This is a genomic window from Brevibacterium jeotgali (genome assembly GCF_900169175.1).
Classification (GTDB): Bacteria; Actinomycetota; Actinomycetes; order Actinomycetales; family Brevibacteriaceae; genus Brevibacterium; species Brevibacterium jeotgali.
On sequence record NZ_FXZM01000018.1, the window covers coordinates 1 to 17,850 of the forward strand.

Annotated in this window: 15 protein-coding genes; 13 read left to right on the forward strand and 2 right to left on the reverse strand. The window is 68.2% G+C overall.

Annotation, left to right across the window (positions count from 1 at the left end; all coding sequences use genetic code 11):
* Positions 1-254, forward strand: a 254-nt coding sequence (locus BJEO58_RS13860) for an aldehyde dehydrogenase family protein (protein WP_145997561.1), incomplete at its 5' end; no start/stop codon positions are given.
* A 125-nt stretch (positions 255-379) separates the two neighbouring features.
* Here BJEO58_RS13860 and BJEO58_RS13865 read toward each other — a convergent pair.
* Together BJEO58_RS13865 and BJEO58_RS15280 are read right to left on the reverse strand one after the other, a co-directional pair.
* Positions 380-2,758 carry an HNH endonuclease signature motif containing protein gene (locus BJEO58_RS13865; protein ID WP_144573900.1) on the reverse strand — a complete coding sequence of 793 codons (2,379 nt, stop codon included), beginning with the start codon at positions 2,756-2,758 and terminating at the stop codon, positions 380-382.
* A gap of 494 nt (positions 2,759-3,252) precedes the next feature.
* Positions 3,253-4,089 (reverse strand): DUF805 domain-containing protein, encoded by an 837-nt coding sequence (locus BJEO58_RS15280; protein ID WP_246076140.1) that lies wholly within the window; start codon positions 4,087-4,089, stop codon positions 3,253-3,255.
* A gap of 255 nt (positions 4,090-4,344) precedes the next feature.
* Between BJEO58_RS15280 and BJEO58_RS13875 the strand changes: the two genes are divergently transcribed.
* From BJEO58_RS13875 to BJEO58_RS13925, 12 genes are all read left to right on the forward strand, one after another.
* Entirely contained in the window at positions 4,345-4,815 is a 471-nt protein-coding gene (locus tag BJEO58_RS13875; protein WP_101590059.1) for an NUDIX hydrolase, read from the forward strand.
* 706 nt (positions 4,816-5,521) lie between these two features.
* Positions 5,522-6,781 (forward strand): amidohydrolase, encoded by a 1,260-nt coding sequence (locus BJEO58_RS13880; RefSeq protein ID WP_101590079.1) that lies wholly within the window; start codon positions 5,522-5,524, stop codon positions 6,779-6,781.
* The gene (locus BJEO58_RS13885; RefSeq protein WP_101590060.1) at positions 6,778-8,322 is read left to right on the forward strand and encodes an amidase; all 1,545 of its coding nucleotides are present in this window, start codon (positions 6,778-6,780) and stop codon (positions 8,320-8,322) included. Before BJEO58_RS13880 ends, BJEO58_RS13885 begins: the two co-directional genes overlap by 4 nt.
* A 101-nt stretch (positions 8,323-8,423) precedes the next feature.
* Positions 8,424-8,567 carry a hypothetical protein gene (locus BJEO58_RS15030; protein ID WP_180951972.1) on the forward strand — a complete coding sequence of 48 codons (144 nt, stop codon included), beginning with the start codon at positions 8,424-8,426 and terminating at the stop codon, positions 8,565-8,567.
* A gap of 295 nt (positions 8,568-8,862) precedes the next feature.
* A complete protein-coding gene (locus tag BJEO58_RS13890; protein ID WP_101590061.1) occupies positions 8,863-9,792 on the forward strand; it encodes a TetR/AcrR family transcriptional regulator in 930 nt (309 codons plus the stop codon).
* A gap of 200 nt (positions 9,793-9,992) precedes the next feature.
* On the forward strand, positions 9,993-10,949 hold the full coding sequence (locus BJEO58_RS13895) for a beta-keto acid cleavage family enzyme (protein ID WP_101590062.1): 957 nt from the start codon (positions 9,993-9,995) through the stop codon (positions 10,947-10,949).
* Positions 10,950-10,952: 3 nt separating this feature from the next.
* A complete protein-coding gene (locus BJEO58_RS13900; protein ID WP_101590063.1) occupies positions 10,953-12,038 on the forward strand; it encodes a 3-hydroxyacyl-CoA dehydrogenase NAD-binding domain-containing protein in 1,086 nt (361 codons plus the stop codon).
* Positions 12,035-12,475 (forward strand): thioesterase family protein, encoded by a 441-nt coding sequence (locus BJEO58_RS13905; protein WP_101590064.1) that lies wholly within the window; start codon positions 12,035-12,037, stop codon positions 12,473-12,475. The genes BJEO58_RS13900 and BJEO58_RS13905 overlap by 4 nt, the downstream gene beginning before the upstream one ends.
* Positions 12,476-12,643: 168 nt before the next feature.
* Entirely contained in the window at positions 12,644-14,227 is a 1,584-nt protein-coding gene (locus BJEO58_RS13910) for an ABC transporter substrate-binding protein (protein ID WP_101590065.1), read from the forward strand.
* The gene (locus BJEO58_RS13915) at positions 14,227-15,177 is read left to right on the forward strand and encodes an ABC transporter permease (protein ID WP_101590066.1); all 951 of its coding nucleotides are present in this window, start codon (positions 14,227-14,229) and stop codon (positions 15,175-15,177) included. The genes BJEO58_RS13910 and BJEO58_RS13915 overlap by 1 nt, the downstream gene beginning before the upstream one ends.
* Positions 15,174-16,091: an ABC transporter permease gene (locus tag BJEO58_RS13920; protein WP_246076141.1), complete on the forward strand. Its 918-nt coding sequence runs from the start codon at positions 15,174-15,176 to the stop codon at positions 16,089-16,091. Before BJEO58_RS13915 ends, BJEO58_RS13920 begins: the two co-directional genes overlap by 4 nt.
* Complete coding sequence (locus BJEO58_RS13925; RefSeq protein ID WP_101590067.1) at positions 16,088-17,797, forward strand: ABC transporter ATP-binding protein; 1,710 nt, start codon at positions 16,088-16,090, stop codon at positions 17,795-17,797. Before BJEO58_RS13920 ends, BJEO58_RS13925 begins: the two co-directional genes overlap by 4 nt.
* Positions 17,798-17,850 lie beyond the last annotated feature (53 nt).

Below are 17,850 nucleotides of genomic sequence, written 5' to 3' on the forward strand. Positions count from 1 at the left end.
CTGATGAGGAGGCTGTGACGTTGGCGAATGACACGCCGTTCGGTCTGGGTTCTGCGGTGTTCTCTGATGATCTGGAGCGTGCGGAGCGTGTGGGTTCGAAGATCGAGGCGGGGATGGTGTTCCTGAATTCGCCGGAGGGTTCGCGTGAGCATCTGCCGTTCGGTGGTGTGAAGCGTTCGGGTGTGGGTCGTGAGTTGGGGCCGTTGGCGATGGATGAGTTCGTCAATAAGCAGTTGGTCTACAAGAAGCACTGACCACACACGACGCTGGGCGACCAGCTCTCAGCGACACTGATGGGGCCCTGGATCCTGTGGGATCCGGGGCCCCGCTCTGTGTGGTGTTCGTGCTCAGTGTGGTGTTCGTTCCTGGTCGAATGTTCCTAGAACGGCGGCGGATCGTCGTCGACGTCGTCTTCTGTGCCTGAGCCTGGTTCTGGCTCGGATTCGAGCTTCGACTTCGTCGCTGAGTCGGACCCCGGCTTCGGTGTGCTGCGCGGACCGATGCCTTCATCGACGATCACGACCCGCCTGTGGGCGAAGGCGTCATGGAGGACAGTCGCCAGCCCGTCTTCGGCGATCGAGAGTCTCGGCCCGGTGCTCGACCGCTTGGGGGCAGACCGGCTCTTCTCGCTGTGCGCTCGGTCGTCGGATCGGGTGTCCTCGACGTTCACGGGCCGGACTCCGAAGAACACCGGGGTGTGAAGGCTGCCGGTTAGTCCGTGCTCGAGCTCGAAATGCTCAATGCGCATCGGGATGAGGGTCCGGTACCGGATGCGTTCCGAAGCCGACTGTGGTCGAGCGGCACCGTGAGCAACCGCCTGTCCAGGCACCTGCCCAGACGACCGTGAGGGGCTCTTCTGACGCTGTGCTGCCGCTGCCGTCAGCCTCGTGGCCTCATCCAGCTTCGCTTCCGCGTCGGCGTGGGCGAGTGCTGCGAGCTGTTCGTCGCGCGCCGCTCTCCGTTCTCTCGTGCGAGCAGTGGCCTCCTGCTCACGGAGCCTGTCTGTTCGGTCCTGCAGTCCTTGACGTGTCACCTCCGCCCAGCGGCGGATGCGAATCTGCTCCTGGACGAGGGTCGCCCTCTCTGACGTCCTCGTGGCCCGACGCTTCTCCGCGGCGTGTTCGGCGGCGACGAAGTCCCGTCCGGCCTGGTCGAATGCGGCGTCCGCGACGCGGCGGTTGGTCTGCGGGTCGCGGATCGTCCTCCGCTCCACTGTGCGTCGCGCCTCGCGGCGTGCTGGCGTGTCTTCGGGGGCACACGCTGCTGTGAGGACTCCGCCGTCATCCACGGAAGGGGCGACGGTGGTGGCTGTCGTGCCCAGAGGAAGGAACCACTCGACCTCGCCGTTCTGGGTGCGGCGCATGCGGATTCGTCCTTCCGTCTTCGCCTGGTGGTGCGATGTGCAGAGCGGATGCAGATTGGCGGGCTCTGTCCGGCCGCCGATTTCAGGGTGCTCGTGGTCGAACGGGATGCCGTGGTCGATCTCGCATTCCTGCGCCGGTCTGCTGCACCCGGGCACTGTGCAGGTCTGCCATGTGCCGAGCACAGAGAGGCGGGTGGCTTTGTCCGGCTTGTACTTGAGTGCGACCTCGTCGAGTACCTGCCCTGTCGCCGGGTCGGTGAGCATCCGGTACCAGAACGTGGATGAGGCGGCGATGGTGCGGGCCATGTCTGCCGGGAGGGGCTCGCCTGCGATGGTGCCCGGCCTGTCATCCAGCCCCAGGAGCGTGGTCATCGGAACCGTCACAACGACGGTCGCCTGCTTGCGGAGGACCGTTGCCTCATCCGGGCAGACGATGTCGACGTGATAGCGATCGGTCGTCTCGCCGCCCACGGTCACCCGTTCCAGCACACTCTGCGTGCGCGGGGTGGCGCCGATGAGGAGGTCGAACATCAGTTGCCGGATCGAGCGATCGTCGGAGCGCGAGAGGCTACTCAGGTCAGGCAGGCCTTCGACGTCAGACGCCACCTTGTCGTCAGGCACACTCTTGTCGTCAGAGGACTCCTCGCCATCGGACGATCTGCTGCCGAAAGAAGGCGTCGACCCGCTTTCGTTGTATGTGGAGCGATCGGTGCGGGTGACTGTCATGTTCGTGAGCTGGTTCTTCCAGATCGCGGTCGCTGCGGCCCTCGTCGCTGTGTGGTGGGCTTCGATGACAGGGGCCGGACCTTTCATGCAGTGGAGCGCGAGGCCGTCGGGCAGGTGTTCGACCCAGACGCTGCGCTCAGTCCGCGCCCGGGCGGCCAGGACAGGTCTGCTCTCGAACTGTGCGAGGAAGGAGGCGGCGTGCCGGAGGAACTGGCCCAGGGAATATCGGGGATCCAGCCCGGCGAGGAACACGTCGAGGGCATGCAGGTGGGTGAGCGGCAGGTGCTTGAACCTGCGCGTGAGTGCCTCCCACCGATTGAACCGGATCTGACCGCTGAGCATTGACCGCAGGAGCAGCGGCATCCCGATGTATGCGGTGAGAGCGAGCCCGACGCGACGACGAGAGTCACCCGTTCGTGCGTTCAGCCGGACGTTCAGGACGGCCTCGTGCTCACGTTCGAGCAGATACTCCGCGCGTGTGAGGAAGCGTTCCGGGTCCTCGAGGCTCAGGGGAGTGGCGTCGACTGCGCTGTCAGGCCCTGCACGATCGGGCTCTTCGTCAGCCAGCAGATCTGCGAGCCGGACCTCCGAGCTGCGGCGAGTGAGGGCCAGTGTGAGTGCGGTGGTGGCGATGTGGACGAGTTCATGTGCGCGGAGCCGGTCGACCATCGCGGTATGCGACGAGAGCACGTCCGCGCATGAGGACGGTGTCTGGTCGGCACTGGACTCACCGGAACCAGCGGTGGGGTTGATGTGCAGGTTGCTCAGCAGTGTCCCGATATCACCGAGAAGTGGGTGCCCGAGGGCCAGGGCTGCGCGTACATCCGACAGACTGCGGATCCCGCGTTCATCAGTGACGTGATCGTTCGAAGGGGAGCGGTTCGCATGGCCGTCTGCGATGGACACCGTGCTCCCCTTCCGTCAACAGCGGCGATCATTGTGGCGGTCGCTGTGAGCGATCATCGTTGATCGAGTAGTTCTATTGTAGACTCGAACGCGCTGCCCCACAAGAGGCTTCAGGGAGCAGGTGTCACACGAGGTGCTCGCAGGCATGCAGTGTCCGGAAACGACGATGCCGCCCGGGCTCGCGGTGTGCGAACCCGGGCGGCACCTCGGCGGTTCCGGACGTTTGCCCGGCAGCCTTCTCCGTCTGGCTGGGACGGTCAGTCGCCCTTGGGGTCGTCCCACTCCGGCTTCCGCGCCTCGACCTTGGTCGGCAGGAACATGAAGACGAGGACGATGAGCGAGCCCACGGAGGGCACCAGGTAGAGCAGCAGGAACAGGGCGGAGAACCCTGCGTCGTGCAGACGTCGCGCCTGCAGCGCCAGTGTGGGGACGAGGAGCGCCAGCGACACCAGCAGAAGGAGGATCCCGCCGATCATGATGACGAGCCCGCCGGCGCCCACGCCTGTGGGCATGCTCGTCGCATAGGGGTCCATCGTCGCTGCGCTCGCGATGACCATGACATACCCGATGAAGAACGGGATTGAGACGACCAGGGTGATGACCGCCACGGCCAGGTACGCCCACCAGTGCTCACTCAGTGAGGCGTAGCCGGAGAACCGCGCGTACTTCTTGAAGAAGCGCTTGGTCGCCTGCATGAAGGTCGCTCCGTAGAGCGGCTGGCTGAGCGCAGGTTCGCCGCCGGGACCCATCTGCTGAGGTCCACCGGGGACGGCCGTCGTGGTGGAGCCGGCGCCCATCGGCGCCGCGCCGTACGCGCCGCCCTGCTGAGGGGCGCCGTACGGGGCTCCGCCCTGCTGGGGTGCGCCGTACTGAGGTGCGCCGTACTGGGGTGATCCGTACTGAGGTGATCCGTACTGCGGGGGCTGCTGCTGGCCGCCGGGCTGGGAGCCGTACTGCGGGGGCTGCTGGCCGTACGGCTGCTGTCCGGCCGGCTGCGACGGCCCGGCTCCGTAGGGTCCGGAGCCGTAGGGGCCGGAGCCATAGGGGCCCTGGCCGCCCTGCGGCGGGTCGGACGGGGGGTTGCCGTAGGTCATTGTTCTCTCCCAGGTGTCGGGTGCGCGTCGGTGCTGTGAAGGTTGATGGTCCGCCGGGCGATGATCGGACGAGGCCGACCAGCCGGTCACGATGCGTTACGTTACGGGTGCGGTGACCGATTCTACGATGTGACGGTCCTTCCAGGATAGCGAGGACAGGGCGTCTGCCCCGTGGACACCGCGTTGCAGATCCGCACCATCCGCACCATCCGCGCAGGCTCGGCGTTCTGCCGATGAGGAGAGGACCACCGCTCGATGCCCGATTCCACCGCTTCGAGACGAGACGACCGCGCGACGGTCCGCACCATCCGCGTGAGCGCGCTCGTGCTGCGCAGGGGCGACACGATGCTCATGGTGCGGAAGCGGGGCACCGTCGCGTACATGCTTCCGGGCGGCAAGCCCGAGCCGGGGGAGGCCCCGATCGACACGATCATCCGCGAGGTCGACGAGGAGCTGGGTCTTCCCCTCCTTCGTGAGGACCTCGAGGAGCTCGGCACCTTCGAGGCTCCGGCCGCGAACGAGGCGGACCACCAGGTCATCGGCGATGTCTTCGTCCACCGGGGGATGCCTGAGGGATTCGACTTCGACGACATCCAGCCCCAGGCGGAGATCGATTCCGTCGCCTGGTTCGACCCTGATTCGCTGCCGGAGGACTCGGCCGCGTTCGCGATCGCGCCGCTGACCCGTGCGCGGGTGGTTCCGGCGCTCGTCCGCCACCTCGACTGACGGCTGGTCAGAAACCGGAGAAGAACGCCACCGCCGAGGCCGCGGCCGTCACCACTCCCGCCGCCAGGACCAGCCCCACGACGAGGCGGCGGACCCTGCTCTGGTGAGGGTGGGGCCGGCCGGGACCTGCCCGGTTCGGTCCGGGACGGACGGGTCTCGGCCGGGCAGGTCTCGAACGGGCGGGCCTCAGCTGGGCAGCTCTCGAACCGGCAGCTCTCGAGTGCGAGGATCTCGGCTGGGCAGGACCGGTCTGGACAGGGCCCGTCCGCGCTCGGCTGTCTCGCACAGGCGCAGGCTGCGGTGCCGGACCATCCGGCGGCAGGGCCGGCAGCCCGTAGAGATCCGCCGGTGGCCCCTCTGCGGTGCATGCACGACTGGGGCCGAGTGGGTGTCGGTAGTGCTGCACGGATCGCCTCTCCTCGGCCGGCGGTGCGGGTCTGCCACAGCGCCGGGCGGTCATCGTCGACATCCATTGCACTGCGGGTCCGTGTGGGAGGTGTGCCGCAGGTGTGGCAGGTTCGGCACAGGGCGCCTCGGACTGGATCGTCGCGCGGCACCGCGCTCTTCGTGTCAGAACCCTGACCGTCCGCGTCCGCTCTGTCGGATCGCTCCGTTCCGCGTTACCGTGAGGAGGGTTGCAGTAGGGGTGGAGTCCTCGCCGTCCACTCAGACATCCAAGAATCGCACGGCCCACGAGAGGAACACCATGGCGCTCCCGTCGGAGATCACCACGAGTCTCGAGGAGGGTCTCGACGCGCTCGTCGAGCTCTACCGCGAGTTCCACGCCGCCCCGGAGCTCTCGATGCAGGAGCACCGGACCGCAGAGACGATCGCAGCCCGCCTGCGGTCGTACGGTCTCGCCCCGCAGACCGTCGGTGGCACTGGCGTCGTCGCCGTCATCGAGAACGGGGAAGGTCCAGTCGTCGCCTTCCGCGCGGACACGGACGGACTGCCGATCGAGGAGGCGACGGGCCTGTCGTACGCGTCGACCGCGACCGGCACGCTGCCCGACGGCACCGTCACTCCTGTGATGCACGGGTGCGGGCACGACACGCACATCTCTGCGGGTCTCGAGATCGCACGGCTCCTCACCAGTCACCGCAACGCGTGGACGGGCACCGTGGTCATGCTGTTCCAGCCGGGGGAGGAGACCGCCGCCGGCGCTGCGGCGATGGTCGAGGACGACCTGTGGGACCGCGTGCCGAAGCCGGAGGCGGTCTACGGGCAGCACGTCTGGCCGGGAGTCGCCGGGACTGTCAATCTGTCGATCGGCACAGCGATGGCGATGGCGGACTCCCTGCGCGTGACGGTCCACGGCAGGCAGGCGCACGGTTCGCAGCCGGAGAACGCGATCGACCCGATCGTGCTGGGCGCCTACATGGTGACGCGACTGCAGACCGTCGTGTCGCGGGAGGTCGCCGGTTCCGACATGGCCGTGCTCACCGTCGGCACGTTCCACGCGGGATTGAAGGAGAACATCATCCCGGCGAAGGCTGTCTTCGAACTCAACATCCGTACGTTCGAGCCTGACGTGCGCGAACGAGTGCTCGCCGCCGTCCGCCGCGTCATCAGCGGTGAGGCGCAGGCCGCGGGCGCACCGGAACCCGACGTCGAGGAGATGTACGGGTTCCCGCGCTGCTTCAACGACGAGACGGAGGCGGCGGAGGTCCTCGCCGCGCTCACTGCGGAGCTGGGGGGAGACAGCGTGACGGAGGCGAGACCTGTGACGGGGAGCGAGGACTTCGGGGTCTTCGCGGATTCGCTGGGCGTGCCCGGCGTCTACTGGTTCTTCGGCGGATACGCGGCGGACACCGTCGAGACCGGAGTGCCCGGCGGCAACCACTCGCCGTTCTTCGGGCCCGACGACGTTGCCACGACGCTGCGCACCGGCGTCCGCGCCGGCCTCACCGCGCTCTTCACGCGCGTGGGCCAGGATGACAGCCAGAGCGCGCAGGTGGCGAAGTGACCGGCGGGTCGGCGCAGGCTCCGCGCTTCGAGCGGGCCGTGAGCGCCTCGGAGGGCGCCGGGGTCGTCACGCCGGGCAGGACCTCGCCGGAGGGCTCCGCCTACGAATCGGAGCTCACCTGGCTGAGCACTCGGCAACTGGCAGCCCAGATCGCCGCGGGCCGATTGTCCGCACGCGAGGCGCTGGCCGATCACCTGGCCCGCCTCGACGGGGTGAACCCCGCCCTCAACGCGGTCGTCACGCGTGACGACGAGCGCGCCTACGAGCAGGCTGCGGCCGCGGACTCCGCGTTCTCGCGCGGCGATCGCCTCACCGCCCTCCACGGCGTCCCGATGACGCACAAGGACACGCACGACACCGCCGGGATGCGCACGACCTACGGCTCGCCGATCCTGGCCGACAATGTGCCGATCCGCGATGCGCTGGTGATCGCGAGGCTGCGAGCCGCGGGCGTCGTGACGACGGGCAAGTCGAACGTGCCCGAATTCGCCGCCGGATCCCACACGTTCAACCCGGTCTTCGGCACGACGCGGAATCCGTATGACGCGACGAAGTCCGCGGCAGGTTCGTCCGGAGGGGCGGCCGCGGCGATCGCTGCGGGCGTCCAGGCGTCCGGAGACGGGTCGGACATGGGCGGCTCCCTGCGGCTGCCCGGGTCGTTCAACAACATCGTCGGCATGCGACCGACGAACGGCCGGATCCCGCAGACGCTGCCCGGCAACCCCTGGTCGTGGCTCGCGCAGTCGGGCTTCATGGCCCGGTCGGTGAGTGACGTCGCGCTGCTCATGGCCACCGCCTGCGGGCCGGCCGCTGGTGCGCCGCTGTCCGTGCAGGAGCCCGGATCCGTGTTCGACCGGCTCGAGTTCCGCTGGCCCGGTGAGCACCGGCCCGGCTCCGGCCTGCGCGGCCTGCGGATCGGCTTCTCGACCGATCTGGGAGGGATGCTGCAGGTCGACCCCTCCGTCGCCGAGGTCGTGGACCGGACGGCGGACTCGCTCACCATCGGCGGCGGTCACGTCGACGGCATGGTCCCCGACCTCCGGGACGCGGACGAGGTCTTCCGTGTCACCCGCGCCTACGAGTTCGCCGCGCGGTTCGGCGAGACGGTGCGCCGTCACGGCGACCAGGTGAAGGAATCCGTCGTCTGGAACACGGAGATGGGCCTGAACCTCACGGTGGACGAGCTCGTGTCCGCCGACGCGGCGCGTGCCCGGCTGCAGGGAGCCGTCGAGACCTACTTCGCGCACCATGACCTGCTCGTCCTCACGACGAGTTCAGTGGCGCCGTTCGACGCGGACCTCGAGTACCCGGAGACGATCGACGGCAAGCCCATGGAGGACTACCTCGAATGGATGCGTGCCGCGACGGTCATCTCTGCGACCGGGTGCCCCGCCGTGTCCGTGCCTGCGGGCTTCACGCGCGACGGCCTGCCGGTGGGTGTCCAGCTCGTGGCGGCACCCGGGAAGGACGTGGAGCTGCTGCTGGCCGCCCAGGCGTTCGAGGAGCTCACCGATCACGCAGCGCGGAGGCCCGCGCTGTAGATGGCGTAGCCGATGGGTGGGCGTGCAGCTGCGCCCGGTGACTCCCCACGTTCGCCGAGAGCACCGAGGTGTCGGACCGGGCGCGTCGTGCAGTCTTCCCGGTGCGGTCGTCGCAGTGCACACTCTCGTCGTCCGGACAGGCGGCGAAGACGGAATCGCTGCCCGGCTCCTGCCTGACCCACCTGGAGAACACCGCACTGGCCGATTCGGAGCGGAGCGAGCAGATGGTCGAGCCAGGATCGTGATCCTTCCCCCGGGAACCGGATGGGATTGATCCGGATCACTGCCGGCGGCTTCCGCCTCGTCGACCGACGGCTCACCCGGATCGGACGCGTGCGCACAGCGAACGGCCTCGATGTGCTGACCACCCGACGGTGCTGAAGCCGCGCGCCAGGCCCTTCTCATGAGGCGCTGAGCGACGCGAGAACCACGCCACCCACCGCCGCGACCCGCACATTGCATCTCCAGACGACTTGCGATTGTTGCTTAACCTGACTCAATGGCTTGCGATAGTCGCAAGTCGACTGTACTGTCGTCCATATGGGACAGCAGAGGGATGTGCGCGCGCCGGAGATGACCGCGCGCTTCCGCGTCGCCCTGCAGGATTCCGGCCTGGCGCAGCGAGAAGTCGCCCGGGCGATCTCTCTGGACGAGACGAAGCTGTCGAAGTCGCTCTCCGGCGCTCGCCGCTTCCGGTCGGATGAGCTCTTCGCCTTCGCGACCATCACGGGTGTGACGGTCAGCTGGCTGCTCACGGGCACGGACTCCGATGGAGAATCGACGGCAGCCCCGTCGCCCGGAACCCTTCCCGCCAAGGTGTCGAACTCCCCGACGGACCGAGGTCTGCGGAGGCGCCGGATCGTCGTCGAAGCATGGACGCTCTTCGCGGAGCGCGGGTACGAGAACGTCCGGATGGCCGATATCGCGCAGGCCGCTGACGTCTCCGCTCCGGCCGTGCACTACCACTTCGCGAACAAGTGGGAGATCTTCGCGGAGGCGATGCGCTACAGCGTCAAGCTCGCCTATGACCGCCAACTGGCGGAGCTGGGCGAGATCGCCGATCCCGTGGACCGGCTGCGCGTGCTCGTGGAGCTCCAGCTGCCGAAGCAGTCGGTCACACGGAACGAATGGGCCATCTGGGTCCAGATGTGGGCCGCCGCCGCGAACAGCGAGACTGCGCGGGCCGAGCACGCCAGCAGCTACAGCCGCTGGGAGCGGACCGTGCACGACATCGTGTCCGAATGCATCGGCACCGGGGCGTTCCGCACGCAGCCCGTCGACATCGCCGTCCTCAGGCTCACCGGGCTCATCGATGGGCTGGGAGTGCGAGTGCTCTCAGGTCTGCTCGACCCCGATGACATGCTCGCCACGATCCACTCGCACATCGATGCCGAACTCGTCCACCAGGGACCGTACGGCTCGCCTCCCGCGAGCGACCCGCTCGACGCTGCTCCGGCCACGTCCGTCTGACGCCGCTCAGACCAGCTCCGCCTGACGAGATCGGGCACGCCCGGCCAGCAGGGGCCCACGCAGTCTCGGGCACTTTCTCTCTCCCCCGGAGCATTTCCACACCCGGAAACTCCCGGATTCAGACACCGCCAGTTCCAGACACCGCCAGTTCCAGACCTCAGCCGTCCCCGTCCGAAAGGGCCACCACCATGAACCGCACTGTGAATCGCAGCGTCATCCTCACCTGCGCCCTGACCGGCGCCGGTGACACCGCCGGCAAGAGCGAGCACGTCCCCGTGACCCCGCAGGAGATCGCGAACTCCGGAATCGCCGCCGCCCGCGCCGGCGCCTCGATCATCCACATCCACGTCCGCGACCCGCAGACGAAGCAGGGATCCCGCGACACGGAGCTCTACGCCGAGGTCGCCCGCCTCATCCGCGCCTCCGACGTCGACCCCGTCATCAACATGACCGCGGGCATGGGCGGCGACCTGGTCATCGATCCGGAGAACCCCACGGCTCAGCTCGAGGGCACCGACCTCGTGAACCAGGCGGAGCGCCTCACGCACGTCGAGGCCCTGCGCCCGGAGATCTGCACGCTGGACTGCGGCACCCTCAACTTCGGCGAGGGATCGAACACCTACATCTCCACCCCGGACATGATGCGCGCGGGCGCCGCCCGCATCCGCGAGCTGGGGGTGAAGCCGGAGCTGGAGATCTTCGACACCGGCAATCTGTGGTTCGCGAACGTCCTGTACGAGGAGGGCCTGCTCGACGACCCGCCGTTCTACCAGCTGTGCCAGGGGATCCCCTACGGCGCTCCGGTGGACACCGGTCTGCTCACCGCGATGGTGAACATGCTGCCGGAGACGGCGCAGTTCACGTCCTTCGCGATCGGCCGCAATCAGCTCGCCTGGGTCGCGCAGTCGGTCCTGGCCGGCGGCCACGTCCGCGTGGGCCTGGAGGACAACCTCTACCTGTCGAAGGGCGTCAAGGGAACGAACGCGCAGCTCACCGAACGCGCGGTGGGGGTCATCGAGGGCATGGGCTCCGCCGTCGCATCACCGGACGAGGCGCGCGAGATGCTCGGCCTGCCCCTGCGGGTCGCAGAGCGCGCCAGCCGCCACGCCACCCACCCGTCCTTCACCGCCCACCCCGCACCCGCCCAGGAGGCCTGAGACATGCAGCTTCGCGATATCGACTCCATCGACACCGTCGCCTGCGTGGGTGCCGGCACGATCGGCGGCGGCTGGGCCGCCTACTTCCTGGCCCGCGGACTGCGGGTGCGGGTGTGGGACCCCAGTCCGGTGGCGGAGGAGAAGCTCCGCCGCCTCATCGACTCCGCATGGCCCGCGCTCACGCGTCTGGGCCTCGCGGCGAACGCGGACAAGGACGCCTGGAGCGTCCACACGGACCTGGCCGACGCCCTGGACGGCGCCGGCTTCGTCCAGGAATCCGCGCCCGAGGTCCTGGAGATGAAGCAGGAGCTGCTCGTCGGGATCGCCCACGCGGCTGCCGATGACGTCGTCATCGCATCCTCGACCTCCGGCTACTCGATGACGGACATGGCCGTCCACGCCGCCGAGGAGGGCATCGCCGACCGTCTGGTCGTCGGCCACCCCTTCAACCCGCCCTACCTCATCCCCCTGGTCGAGGTCGTCGGTGGCGAGCGCACCTCGCCGGACGCCGTGGACTGGGCCGCGACGTGGTACGACGTGATCGGCAAGTCGGTCATCCGGATGGACCGCGAGGTGCCCGGCTTCATCGCGAACCGCCTCCAGGAGGCGCTGTGGCGCGAAGCCCTCCACATGGTGAACGAGGGGGAGGCCACCGTCGACCAGATCGACCGCGCCATCACCGATGGCCCCGGGCTGCGCTGGCCGCTGCAGGGCCCCATGCTCACCTTCGCACTGGCCGGGGGAGAGGGCGGCATGGCCCACATGCTCGACCACTTCGGCCCCTCGCTGCTGTCCCCGTGGACCCGGCTCACCGCGCCGGACCTCACGCCGGAGCTGCGCGAGGCGGTCATCGCCGGCTGCGATGACGAGGCGGGCGGACGTACGTTCGACGACCTCGTCACTGCTCGCGACGCCGCGATCATCGACGTCCGCCGGGTCGTGGGCGAGCTGCGCTCGAGTCTGCCCGGTGCGGCGGAGGACGCCGGCTCACAGGATGACAGCCAGCAGACAGGCAGCCAGCAGACAGACGACCAGCAGTCAGGCGGCCAGCAGTCAGACGACCAGCTGTCCGACGGCGGCGCCGCATGAGCCTCACGACGTACGAGACCCCCGTCCTCGAGGACTGGATCGACTACAACGGCCACCTGACGGAGGGCTACTACGTCCTGGTGTTCGGCTTCGCGACCGATGCCGCGATGGACGCACTGGGTCTGGGCCCCGACTACCGGCAGGAGTCTGGCTGCTCGCTCTACACAGTGGAGGCGCACGTCCGCTACCTGCAGGAGGTCGCCCAGGGCGCGCGGCTGCGAGTGCGCACCCACGTCGTGGGCGTCGCGCAGAAGAAGCTCCACCTCGCCCACGAGATGTTCGTGGGCGACGAGCTCGTCGCGACGGAGGAGATCCTCGGGATCCATGTCAGCCAGGCCGACGGCCGGGCGACGGTGCTGCCGGAGGCGACTGCGGCCTCGGCGGCGGAGCGTCGGATCTCCCCGCCGGTCTGGGTGGGGCGTGCCGTGCGGATCTGACGCCCAGCGGCGCCGTCGTGCACCACGAGGACGTGCACCACGACGACGGCGCCGCGACCGACGACTGAACAGAGGAGCCCGAGCGGGACGGTCCCCGGACCGTGTCCGCTGGGTGTGTGCCGGAGAGCGATTCGCTGAGCCGGCGACGTGAGGAAGAGGGAAGGCACGATGAGAACGGGAACCGGACTGAGACGGGTGGAGCAGGCGCTCACCCGCAGAGGGATATTGGGAGGGGCCATCGGGGTCGGCTCGGTCGGGCTGCTCGCCGCGTGCGGGCCCGGCCCCGCCGCCCAGGTGGACATGAGCGGTGGGCCGCAGCGCGGCGGCGCACTGCGAGTCGGACTGTCCGGCGGTTCGTCCGCGGACACGGTCGATGCGCACATCCCGGTGAACTCCGGGGACTCCGCGCGCGTGATCAACATCTACGACACCCTGCTCATCCGCGGCGATGAGTTCGAGCTGCAGCACAGGCTGGCGGAGACGTTCGAGACGAACGACGACGGCACCGTCTGGACCGCGAAGATCCGCGAAGGCGTGACCTTCCACGACGGGAAGCCGCTCACCGCTGACGACGTCGTCTTCACGTTCGAGCGGATCACCGACCCGGACGACCCGAAGTCCGGCGCGGCCGGTCTGGCCATGCTCGACGAGGTCGTCGCCACCGACGACTACACCGTCGAGTTCCGCCTGAACGAGGCCAACAGTGCTCTGGACGACGCGCTCGGCCAGTACGCCATGGGGATCGTGCCGCGCGGCTACGACCCGGAGAATCCGATCGGCTCCGGGCCCTTCAAGCTCAAGTCGTTCGAGCCCGGGCAGTCCGCCGTGCTCGAGGCGAACCACGACTACTGGGACGAGGGCCCCTATCTGGACGAAGTCCACCTGCTGAACTTCAACGACACGGACGCGGTCATCAACGCGCTCCTGTCCAGCCAGGTGGACTGCGTGGGCCAGATCCCCCTCTCGCTGGTCGACGTCATCGAATCGGATGAGCGGATGCGCATCCTCAATTCTGAGACCGGCATGTGGCTGCCCTTCTCCATGCGTGTGGACAAGGCGCCGTTCGACGACGTGCGCGTGCGACAGGCGATGCGCCTGGTGGTGGACCGCGAGGAGATGCTCGAACAGGTCTTCTCCGGCCACGGACGGCTGGGCAACGACATGTTCTCCCCGCTGGACCCGGACTACCCCTCCGACCTGCCGCAGCGCACGCAGGACATCGACGAGGCGAAGCGGCTGCTCGCGGACGCCGGCTACCCCGACGGCCTCACGGTCGAACTGGTGACCGCGCCCATCCAGGCCGGTGCCGTCGAGGCGGCGCAGGTGTACGCGGAGCAGGCGAAGCTCGCGGGCATCACCGTCGACATCCGCCGCGTCGACACCACCACCTTCTTCGGCGAGAACTACCTGTCGTGGGACTTCGCCCAGAGCTTCTGGTACACACGCAACTTCATCCCGCAGGCCACATCGTGCGCACTCGAGGAATCGAGCACGAACGAGACGCAGTACACGGATGAGGACTTCGCGGACACGTTCTACCGTGCCCGGTCGGAGACCAACCCGCGGCTGCGCGGTGAGCTCATCCGCCAGGCGCAGCACAAGCTGTACGAAGAGGGCGGCTACATCATCTGGGGGTTCGGCAATCAGGCCGACGCCTACCAGAGCTATGTGGGCGGGTTCGTCGAGAACGCGACGGGTCTGCCGCTGTCCGGATACACGTTCCGACGCAACTGGATGGGTGAGATCTCATGATGGCGAAGCTGATCCTCCGCAGACTCGTCCTGTCCCTGTTCATCCTCCTGGCAGTGTCCGTGCTGGTGTTCTTCGCGACACTGCTGCTGCCGGGTGATCCCGCCCGCGCGATCCTCGGCCAGCAGGCCACACCGGAGCGTGTGGCCGCACTGCAGGAGCAGCTCAACCTCGACGAGCCGGCCATCGTGCGCTACTTCCTGTGGCTGGGCGGACTGTTCACAGGTGACTTCGGCATGTCCACCGCATTCGGCGGTCCCGTCAGTGAGCTGCTCTCCGACCGGATCGTGGCGAGCCTCGTGCTCATGGTCCTGGCCGCGGTCATCTCGATCCCGCTGGGCCTGGGCTTCGGCATCTTCTCCGCCCTGCACCGCGGCAAGCGCCGCGACAAGGCGGTGACCTGGGTGAGCCTCACCCTGGCGGCGCTGCCCGAGTTCGTCATCGGCATCGTGCTCGTGACGCTCTTCGCGACGACCATCTTCCCGATCCTGCCCGCGGTGACCATGTCGCCTCCGGGCCAGCAGGTGTGGATGTTCCCATCGCAGCTGATCCTGCCGACGATCACCCTGGCGCTCGTCGTCGCCCCGTACATCGCACGCATGATGCGCGCGACGATGATCGACGTCCTGGACTCCGGCTACGTCGAGATGGCGCGGCTCAAGGGCGTCCCGGAACGACAGGTCATCATGCGCCACGCGGTGCCGCACGCCGTGGGCCCCGTCGCCCAGGTGATCGCCATCCAGCTGGCCTGGCTGGCCGGCGGCGTCGTGGTCGTCGAGTTCCTGTTCCGCTACCCCGGCATCGGACAGGCGCTCATCGACGCCGTCACCTTCCGTGACGTGCAGGTCGTGCAGGCCGTGTCGATGATCGTGGCCGTCGTCTATGTCGTGGTCAACCTGCTGGCGGACATCGTCGGCATCATGTCCAACCCGAAGCTGAGGAGCGCGTCATGAGTGAGAACACCGTGGTCGATCCGTCCGGCATGCACCGTGAGGACCAGGCGGCGGATCTCAAGCAGTCCGCGTCGAAGCGCACCACCATCGTCCAGCGGGTCTGGGCGCAGTCGGAGGGCCGGATCGGCGTCATCCTCACGGCTGTCATCGTCGTGCTGGCGTTCCTGGGGCCGCTGCTGGCACCCGTCCTCACGGGATATTCGCCAACGGCCTTCGCCGACCGTCCCTTCCAGCCGACCGGCCTCTTCGGCACGGATGACCTGGGGCGCTCCGTCGCCTCGCGGTTCCTGGCGGGCGGCGCCCTGCTGGTGACCTACTCCGTGGCGGCGACTGCGGTCGGCCTCATCGTCGGGGCGGCCTTCGGCATGACGGCCGCGTACGCCGGCGGCACCGTCGACGCGGTCATCATGCGCTGCAACGACGTGCTGCTGGCCATTCCGCAGCTGGTCTTCGCGATGCTCGCGATCGTGGTGCTGGGACCGCAGGGCTGGGTCCTCATCATGGTCATCGGCATCACGCACGCACCCCGCATCGCACGCGTGTCGCGTGCGGCCACACTCAACGTCATCAACGAGGACTACATCAGGGCCGCAGAGATGTACGCGGTGCCGCGCGCACGGATCATCTTCCGTGAGATCGTCCCCAACATCATGGGGCCGCTGAGCGTCGAAGCCGGCCTGAGGCTCACGTACTCGATCGGCTCGATCGCCTCCCTGTCCTTCCTGGGGCTGGGCATGCAGCCGCCCACGGCGGACTGGGGCCTCATGATCAACGAGAACCGCATCGCACTGAGCATCCAGCCATGGGGCGTGATCCTGCCGGTCGTGGCAATCGCGATCCTCACGATCGGCACGAACCTGCTGGCCGACGCGATCGCACGCGCCACGGCCTCGACGAATGTGGAGAAATCATGAGCACCGCGATGACGACCGCCGCAGACACGGTCGAGGGCCGCTCGACCGTCCTACGGATGGATGACCTGCGAGTATCGGCCGTGGGCGGCAACGAGATCCTGCTGGGGATCTCGCTGGACCTGTACCGAGGCCAGATCCTGGGGCTGGTGGGGGAGTCCGGCTCCGGCAAGACCACTGCGGGCCTCGCCTGCATGGGGCACTATCGCACAGGGCTCCAGCACACGGCTGGAGGAATCGAACTGTTCCCGCGTGAGGGGGATCCGTTCTACCTCGACTCACTCAGTGCGGAGCAGACCCGCGACCTGCGAGGCTCACGCGTCGCCTACATCCCGCAGGACCCCGCGCTGTCTCTCAACCCCGCCATCCGGGTGGGGGAGCAGATCAGGGAGGTCCTGGATGTCCACGCATTCGGGAAGTCCTCCGCCGAGCGCAGCGCGCGGGTGAAGGAAGTGCTCGAGGACGTGGGGCTGCCGGGGACGGACGAGTACCAGCGCCGCTGGCCCCATCAGCTGTCCGGTGGCCAGCAGCAGCGCATCGGCATCGCGATGGCATTCGCGATGTTCCCGGACGTCCTCATCCTGGATGAGCCCACGACGGGCCTGGACGTCTCCACACAGGCGCACGTCCTGGACACCATCCGGGACATGACCCGCAGGCACGATGTCGCAAGCCTCTACATCACGCACGACCTCGCCGTCGTCGCGGAGCTGGCGGACAGGGTCGCGGTCATGCTGCGCGGTGAGCTCGTGGAGGAGGGCCCGGCGGAGAAGGTGCTGCACCGGCCGGAGCACGACTACACGAAGCGCCTGCTCGCGGCAGTGCCGGATCTGGCCGGCCGCAAGGACCTCCCCGGGGGCGCGGAGCGCGCTGCCGAGGTGACCGAGCCGCAGGTGAGCGAACCGCAGGTGACCCAACCCGGTGACTCAGCCGCGGCCTCGGCGACGGCATCGGCAGAACCCTATCTGCTGCAGGTGAGCGACCTCGCGATGAAGTTCGGCGACAACGTCGTGCTCAGCAGCATCGACATGACGCTGGAGCCGGGGGAGTCCACGATGATCCTGGGCGAGTCAGGTTCGGGCAAGACGACGCTGTCGCGCTGCATCACCGGCTTGGTGGACGGGTACACGGGCTCCGTGAGGTACCGGGGCGAGGAGCTGGCGAAGTCGACGCGCAAGCGCACGGTCGACCACCGCCAGGAGATCCAGTACGTCTTCCAGTCGCCGTTCTCGTCGCTCAACCCGCGACGCACGATCGGGGAGTCGCTCACCGTTCCGCTGGAGATGAGCAAGAGACTTCCCCGCAGCGAGCACAAGAAAGCGGTGGAAGAGGCGCTGGACGCAGTGCGTCTGGGGCGGTCCTTCTACGACCGCAGGCCCGGCGATCTGTCCGGCGGTGAGCGGCAGCGTGCGGCGATCGCCCGTGCCCTGGTGAACGCGCCCCGCGTGCTGGTGTGCGATGAGATCACGAGTGCGCTGGACGTGTCCGTCCAGGCGTCGATCGTGTCGCTGCTGAACACGCTGCGGGAGGAGCGCGGGCTGGCGATCCTCTTCGTCACCCACAACATCACGCTGGCCAGGCACGTGTCCGGCCATATCAACGTGCTGAACAAGGGCGTGATCGTGGACCGTGGAACTGTGGAGGACGTGCTGGAGAACCCCTCCCACGAATACACGAAGTCACTGCTGTCGGACATCCCGCAGCTGTGAGCGGCAGCTCTGTGTGACACGACTCTGTGAAAGGAGATTCTGTGGAAGGAGAT

What these genes read in the sequence shown, in the direction of transcription:
- BJEO58_RS13865 (WP_144573900.1), bottom strand. Translation starts at nt 2,758, where the DNA reads ATGGTCGACCGGCTCCGCGCACATGAACTCGTCCACATCGCCACCACC.
- BJEO58_RS15280 (WP_246076140.1), bottom strand. Translation starts at nt 4,089, where the DNA reads ATGACCTACGGCAACCCCCCGTCCGACCCGCCGCAGGGCGGCCAGGGC.
- BJEO58_RS13875 (WP_101590059.1), top strand. Translation starts at nt 4,345, where the DNA reads ATGCCCGATTCCACCGCTTCGAGACGAGACGACCGCGCGACGGTCCGC.
- BJEO58_RS13880 (WP_101590079.1), top strand. Translation starts at nt 5,522, where the DNA reads ATGGCGCTCCCGTCGGAGATCACCACGAGTCTCGAGGAGGGTCTCGAC.
- BJEO58_RS13890 (WP_101590061.1), top strand. Translation starts at nt 8,863, where the DNA reads ATGGGACAGCAGAGGGATGTGCGCGCGCCGGAGATGACCGCGCGCTTC.
- BJEO58_RS13900 (WP_101590063.1), top strand. Translation starts at nt 10,953, where the DNA reads ATGCAGCTTCGCGATATCGACTCCATCGACACCGTCGCCTGCGTGGGT.
- BJEO58_RS13905 (WP_101590064.1), top strand. Translation starts at nt 12,035, where the DNA reads ATGAGCCTCACGACGTACGAGACCCCCGTCCTCGAGGACTGGATCGAC.
- BJEO58_RS13910 (WP_101590065.1), top strand. Translation starts at nt 12,644, where the DNA reads ATGAGAACGGGAACCGGACTGAGACGGGTGGAGCAGGCGCTCACCCGC.
- BJEO58_RS13915 (WP_101590066.1), top strand. Translation starts at nt 14,227, where the DNA reads ATGGCGAAGCTGATCCTCCGCAGACTCGTCCTGTCCCTGTTCATCCTC.
- BJEO58_RS13920 (WP_246076141.1), top strand. Translation starts at nt 15,174, where the DNA reads ATGAGTGAGAACACCGTGGTCGATCCGTCCGGCATGCACCGTGAGGAC.
- BJEO58_RS13925 (WP_101590067.1), top strand. Translation starts at nt 16,088, where the DNA reads ATGAGCACCGCGATGACGACCGCCGCAGACACGGTCGAGGGCCGCTCG.